7 protein-coding genes are annotated in these 5,472 nt (G+C 70.5%); 3 read left to right on the top strand and 4 right to left on the bottom strand.

What is annotated here, in order from left to right; translation table 11 throughout:
- The 3 genes from A612_RS17990 to A612_RS11885 form a co-directional block, all read left to right on the top strand.
- Positions 1 to 178: YraN family protein (locus A612_RS17990; protein ID WP_019374697.1), on the top strand; the 178-nt coding region annotated here is incomplete at its 5' end.
- 55 nt (positions 179 to 233) lie between these two features.
- A complete protein-coding gene (locus A612_RS11890; RefSeq protein WP_019374696.1) occupies positions 234 to 836 on the top strand; it encodes an SIS domain-containing protein in 603 nt (200 codons plus the stop codon).
- Entirely contained in the window at positions 833 to 1,495 is a 663-nt protein-coding gene (locus A612_RS11885) for a BON domain-containing protein (protein ID WP_019374695.1), read from the top strand. Before A612_RS11890 ends, A612_RS11885 begins: the two co-directional genes overlap by 4 nt.
- A gap of 19 nt (positions 1,496 to 1,514) precedes the next feature.
- Here the strand turns inward: A612_RS11885 and A612_RS11880 are convergent, their stop codons facing one another.
- From A612_RS11880 to A612_RS11865, 4 genes are read right to left on the bottom strand one after another with little or no spacing between them, the layout of a single operon-like run.
- Positions 1,515 to 2,447, bottom strand: a complete 933-nt coding sequence (locus tag A612_RS11880) for an NAD(P)-dependent oxidoreductase (protein WP_019374694.1) — start codon at positions 2,445 to 2,447, stop codon at positions 1,515 to 1,517.
- 10 nt (positions 2,448 to 2,457) lie between these two features.
- Positions 2,458 to 3,594 (bottom strand): PilT/PilU family type 4a pilus ATPase, encoded by a 1,137-nt coding sequence (locus A612_RS11875; RefSeq protein WP_019374693.1) that lies wholly within the window; start codon positions 3,592 to 3,594, stop codon positions 2,458 to 2,460.
- Between the two features lie 55 nt (positions 3,595 to 3,649).
- Complete coding sequence (locus A612_RS11870) at positions 3,650 to 4,282, bottom strand: Crp/Fnr family transcriptional regulator (RefSeq protein WP_040436757.1); 633 nt, start codon at positions 4,280 to 4,282, stop codon at positions 3,650 to 3,652.
- Between the two features lie 13 nt (positions 4,283 to 4,295).
- Entirely contained in the window at positions 4,296 to 5,339 is a 1,044-nt protein-coding gene (locus A612_RS11865; RefSeq protein WP_019374691.1) for a type IV pilus twitching motility protein PilT, read from the bottom strand.
- Between the last annotated feature and the right edge of the window lie 133 nt (positions 5,340 to 5,472).

The raw sequence follows: 5,472 nt of genomic DNA, 5'->3' as shown, positions 1-5,472 counted from the left end.
CCCCAGCCACGGCGGCGCGGCGGCCAGCATCGGCGCCACCAAGCGGCGGCGCATCGTGTTTGCCGCCCGCTGCTTCCTGATGCGCCTGGGCGGAGAGCCTCCGCCGTGTCGTTTCGATGCGGTGCTGATCGACCAGGGCGAGCTGCGCTGGGTGCGCGCCGCCTTCGACGCGCAGTGAGGAGGCCCCACGCCGCGCGCGGGCTCCGCGGCGGCGCGGGTATGATTTCGGCCCCATGCTCGAGCACCGGATCCAGCAGCACTTCATCGACAGTGCCGACCTGAAATACCAATCTGCGCAGATGCTCGCCGGCCCGACCGCGGCGGCGGTGCACGCGATCGTCGCCAGCGTGACCAGCGGCGCCAAGCTGCTGGCCTGCGGCGCCGGCGCCGGCGCCTCGCTCGCCCAGCTGTTTGCCAGCATGTGCGTGAGCGGCTTCGAGCGCGAGCGCCCGGGCATCGCCGCGCTGGCGCTGGTGCCGGATGCCGGCTGGCCCTGTGGCGCCGCGGAGGGCGGCCCGGCCGAGGCACCGGCGCTCGCGCGCCACGTGCATGCGCTGGGCCACGCGGGCGACGTGCTGCTGGTGCTGGCCACCACGGGCAACGAGCCCGCGCTGCTGCGCGCCGTCGAGGCGGCGCACGAGCGCGAGATGAGCGTCATTGCCCTGACCGGGCGCGAGGGCGGGCGCCTGGCCGGCCTGCTGCGCGAGACCGATGTGCTGATCTGCGTGCCGCACGAGCGGCTGGCGCGCGTGCGCGAGGCGCAGTTTTTGGTGCTGCACTGTCTGTGCGACGGGCTGGACCTGCAATTGCTTGGAGACCAGGAGGTAATGTCATGAACCCAATCTTGCTGCGCGGGCTCGGCACGGCGCTGGCCGCCATCACGCTCGGCTCGACGCTGGCGGCCTGCGCGCCGCTGGTGATCGGCGGCGGTGCCATGGTGGGCACGATGATGGCCATCGACCGGCGCACCGCCGGCACGCAGGTCGAGGACGAGGGCATCGAGCTGCGGGCGGCCAGCCGCATCCGCGAGGCCACCGGCGAGCGCGTCCACGTCAACGTGACCAGCTACAACCGCCAGGTGCTGCTGACCGGGGAGGTGCCGACGCAGGAGGAGCGCGCCCGGGTCGAGCAGATCGTGCGTGGCGTGGAGAACGTGGCCTCGATCGTGAACGAGCTGGCGGTGATGGCGCCGACCACGTTTTCGCAACGCTCCAACGACACCTTCATCACCGGCAAGGTGCGCGCCAGCCTGGTGGACGCCAAGGATCTGACGGCCAGCGCCTTCAAGGTGGTGACCGAGCGGGGCGTGGTGTATTTGATGGGCCGCGTGACGCAGCGCGAGGCCACGCGCGCGGCGGAGATCGCGCGCGGCGTCAATGGCGTGCGCAAGGTGGTGCGGGTGTTCGAGCTGATCTCCGAGGAGGAGCTGGCGCGCCACGCGCCGCGGCCCGCCCCAGTGACGCAGGACCCGGCGGCCGCGCCCGCCAAGCCCTGAGCGGGCGCCGGCGGCGCCTTCAGCCCTCGCGGCGCGGCTGCAACCGCGTGACCAGGCTGGAGGTGTCCCAGCGGCCGCCGCCGGCGCGCTGCACGTCGCCGTAGAACTGGTCGACCAGCGCCGTGACGGGCACGCACGCGCCGTTGCGGCGTGCTTCGTCGAGGACCAGGCCCAGGTCCTTGCGCATCCAGTCGACGGCGAAGCCGAAGTCGAAGCGGCCCTCGACCATGGTCTTGCCGCGGTTGTCGAGCTGCCAGCTCTGCGCCGCGCCCTTGCCGATGACGTCCAGCACCAGCGGCATGTCCAGACCGGCGAGCTGGCCGAAGGCCACGGCCTCCGACAGCCCCTGCACCAGCCCGGCGATGCAGATCTGGTTGACCATCTTCGCCAGCTGCCCGGCGCCGCTCTCGCCGATGCGCGTGAAGGCGCGCGAGAAGGCCTCGGCCACCGGCGCGACGGCGTCGAAGGCCGCCTGGTCGCCGCCGCACATGACGGTGAGCTGGCCGTTTTGCGCGCCCGCCTGGCCGCCGGAGACCGGCGCGTCGACGAAGTGCAGGCCGCGCCCCCGCGCCTCGGCGTAGAGCTCGCGCGCCACCGCCGCCGAGGCGGTGGTGTGGTCCACGAAGATGGCGCCGGTCTGCATGCCGGCGAAGGCGCCGTCCTCGCCCAGGACCACCGAGCGCAGGTCATCGTCGTTGCCGACGCAGCAAAAGACGATGTCGGCGCCCTCGGCGGCTGCGCGCGGCGTGGGTGCCGGGCGGGCGCCCGATGCCGCGCCGAATTCCTCGGCCCAGGCGGCAGCCCGTGCGGCGGTGCGGTTGTAGACCGTGACGGCGTGGCCGGCGCGCGCCAGGTGGCCGGCCATGGGGTGGCCCATGACCCCGAGGCCGAGAAAGGCGACGCGGCGCGGGGCGGTGGGGGCGTAGGTGCGGGGTTGGATGCTCGGGTTCATGCGCAGTGCCTCAAACGATGGTCAGGTGCTCGGTGCCGGCGGCGAGGTCGGTGGTGCGCGCGCGCTGGCTGCTCAGCTTGATCTGCAGGCGCAGGTCGTTGACCGAGTCGGCGTTGCGCAGCGCGTCCTCGTAGCTGATGACGTTGGCCTCGAACAGGTCGAACAGCGACTGGTCGAAGGTCTGCATGCCGAGGTTGCGGCTCTTCTTCATGATTTCCTTGATCTCGACCACCTCGCCCTTGAAGATCAGGTCGGCGATCAGCGGGGTGTTGAGCATGATCTCGACGGCAGCGGCGCGGCCCTTGTTGTTCTGGCGCGGCAGCAGGCGCTGCGAGACCATGGCGCGCAGGTTCAGCGATAGGTCCATCAGCAGCTGCGCGCGCCGCTCCTCGGGAAAGAAGTTGATGATGCGGTCCAGCGCCTGGTTGGCGCTGTTGGCGTGCAGCGTGGCCAGGCACAGGTGGCCGGTCTCGGAGAAGGCGACCGCATGCTCCATGGTCTCGCGGTCGCGGATCTCGCCCATCAGGATCACGTCGGGCGCCTGGCGCAGGGTGTTCTTGAGCGCCGCCTCCCAGCTGTCCGTGTCCAGCCCGACCTCGCGCTGCGTGACCACGCAGTTCTTGTGCGGGTGCACGAATTCCACCGGGTCCTCGATGGTGATGATGTGGCCGTGGGTGTGCTCGTTGCGCCAGTCGAGCATGGCCGCCAGCGTGGTGGACTTGCCCGAGCCGGTCGCGCCCACCAGGATGCACAGGCCGCGCTTGCTCATGACGATTTCCTTGAGCACCTGCGGCATCCCCAGGCCGTCGATGGTCGGCGGCGTGGTCGGGATCGAGCGCAGCACCATGCCGACGCGGCCCTGCTGGATGAAGGCGTTCACCCGGAAGCGGCCGATGCCGGCCGGCGAGATGGCGAAGTTGCACTCCTTGGTGCGCTCGAAGTCCGCCACCTGGCGGTCGCTCATGATCGAGCGCGCGAGCGTCAGGGTGTGGGAAGGCGTGAGCGGCTGCGGCGAGACCTTGGTCACCTGGCCGTCGACCTTGATGGCCGGCGGGAATTCGGCCGTGATGAACAGGTCGCTGCCGCCGCGGCTGACCATCAGCCTGAGCAGGTCGTTGATGAATTTACTCGCCTGATCGCGTTCCATGCGGTGTCCCTCCCGTGTTCTTCAGGCCGCGCCCGGTGGGCGCTGTCCTGCTGCATCAAAGACGATTGTCGCCCAGGCGCGCGCTCACCAGCCGCAGGTGGCGTGCCAGTTTGCGCGCGAGCAACGCGACCACGCCGGCCGCCAGCTGGGCGTCGCGCGCCATCATCTCGTCCATGGCCTCGGCCCCCAGCACGGCCAACTCGCAGTCGCTCAGGGTGGTGCAGGTGGCAAAGCGCTGGCCGCTGTCGAGCAGCGACATCTCGCCCAGCAGTTCGCCCGGGCGGGTTTCCGCGAGGCGCACCGGCTCGCCCCAGGCGAGGGCGCGGTCCACCGCCAGCGTGCCGGTCAGCACCACCACGAGGAAGTTGCCGTACTCGTCCTGGCGGATCACGTCGCGGCCCGCGGGCACGGTGGCGAACTCGAAGAAGCGCGTCAGGCGCTGCAGCGCGTCGGCCCCGAGCAGCGCCATGGAGTGGTCGCGCGCCCACAGCGCCTGCAGCATCGGGCCGCCGCGGCGCGCCGACAGGGGCCTGGCCCCGACCTCGACGGCGCGGGCATGCCAGGGCACGAGCTGCGCGGGCGTGGCCCGCTGCGAATCGAAGGCGCTGGCGAACAGCTGCGAATCGCCGGCGCCCGGGCCGTCCCGGGGCGGGGGCGCGGGTGGCAACCACCCCAGGAGGCCCTTCATCGACATGGCATCGTCAGCCGGGGAAGTTCTCCGGAATCTTGGCCTTGCTGCGCGCCTCGGCCGGGCTGATGATGTTGCGTCGCACCAGGTCCGCCAGGTTCTGGTCGAGCGTCTGCATGCCCACGCTGTTGCCGGTCTGGATGGCGGAGTACATCTGCGCCACCTTGGACTCGCGGATCAGGTTGCGGATGGCGCTGGTGCCGAGCATGATCTCGTGCGCCGCGACGCGCCCCGCGCCGTCCTTGGTCTTGCACAGCGTCTGCGCGATCACCGCCTGCAGCGACTCCGACAGCATGGCGCGCACCATCTCCTTTTCCTCGGCCGGGAAGACGTCGATGATGCGGTCGATGGTCTTGGCGGCGCTGGACGTGTGCAGCGTGCCGAAGACCAGGTGGCCGGTCTCGGCGGCCGTCATGGCCAGGCGGATGGTCTCCAGGTCGCGCATCTCGCCCACCAGGATCGCGTCCGGGTCCTCGCGCAGGGCCGACTTGAGCGCGGCGGCGAAGGACAGGGTCATGGGCCCAACCTCGCGCTGGTTGATCAGGCACTTCTTGGATTCGTGCACGAACTCGATCGGGTCTTCCACGGTCAGGATGTGGCCGTAGTGGCTCTCGTTGAGGTGGTTGACCATGGCCGCCAGCGTGGTGGACTTGCCAGAGCCGGTGGGGCCGGTCACCAGCACCAGGCCGCGCGGCTTGAGCGCCAGCTCGCCGAAGATCTTCGGCGCGTTGAGCTGCTCGAGCGTCAGGATCTTGCTGGGAATGGTGCGGAACACGGCGCCCGCGCCGCGGTACTGGTTGAAGGCGTTCACCCGAAAGCGCGCCAGGCCCTCGATCTCGAAGGAGAAGTCCACTTCCAGGAACTCCTCGTACACCTTGCGCTGGGAGTCGGTCATGATGTCGTAGACCATGGCGTGCACCGTCTTGTGGTCCAGCGCGTCGACGTTGATGCGCCGCACGTCGCCATGCACCCGGATCATGGGCGGCAGCCCGGCCGACAGGTGCAGGTCGGAGGCCTTGTTCTTGACGCTGAAGGCGAGCAGTTGGGTGATGTCCACGAAATTCCCTCGAATGGTCTCGGTTGGCGGCCGCGGAGCTGCTACGCTCGGCCGCGAAGGATTATGACGACGATCGCCGAAAACCTGCAGCAAGTGCGCGCGCGCATCGCGGTGGCCTGCGCGCGCGCGCGGC

The organism is Melaminivora alkalimesophila, assembly GCF_000282995.1.
Classification (GTDB): Bacteria; Pseudomonadota; Gammaproteobacteria; order Burkholderiales; family Burkholderiaceae_C; genus Melaminivora; species Melaminivora alkalimesophila.
This window is presented reverse-complemented; position numbering and strand designations above follow the sequence as displayed.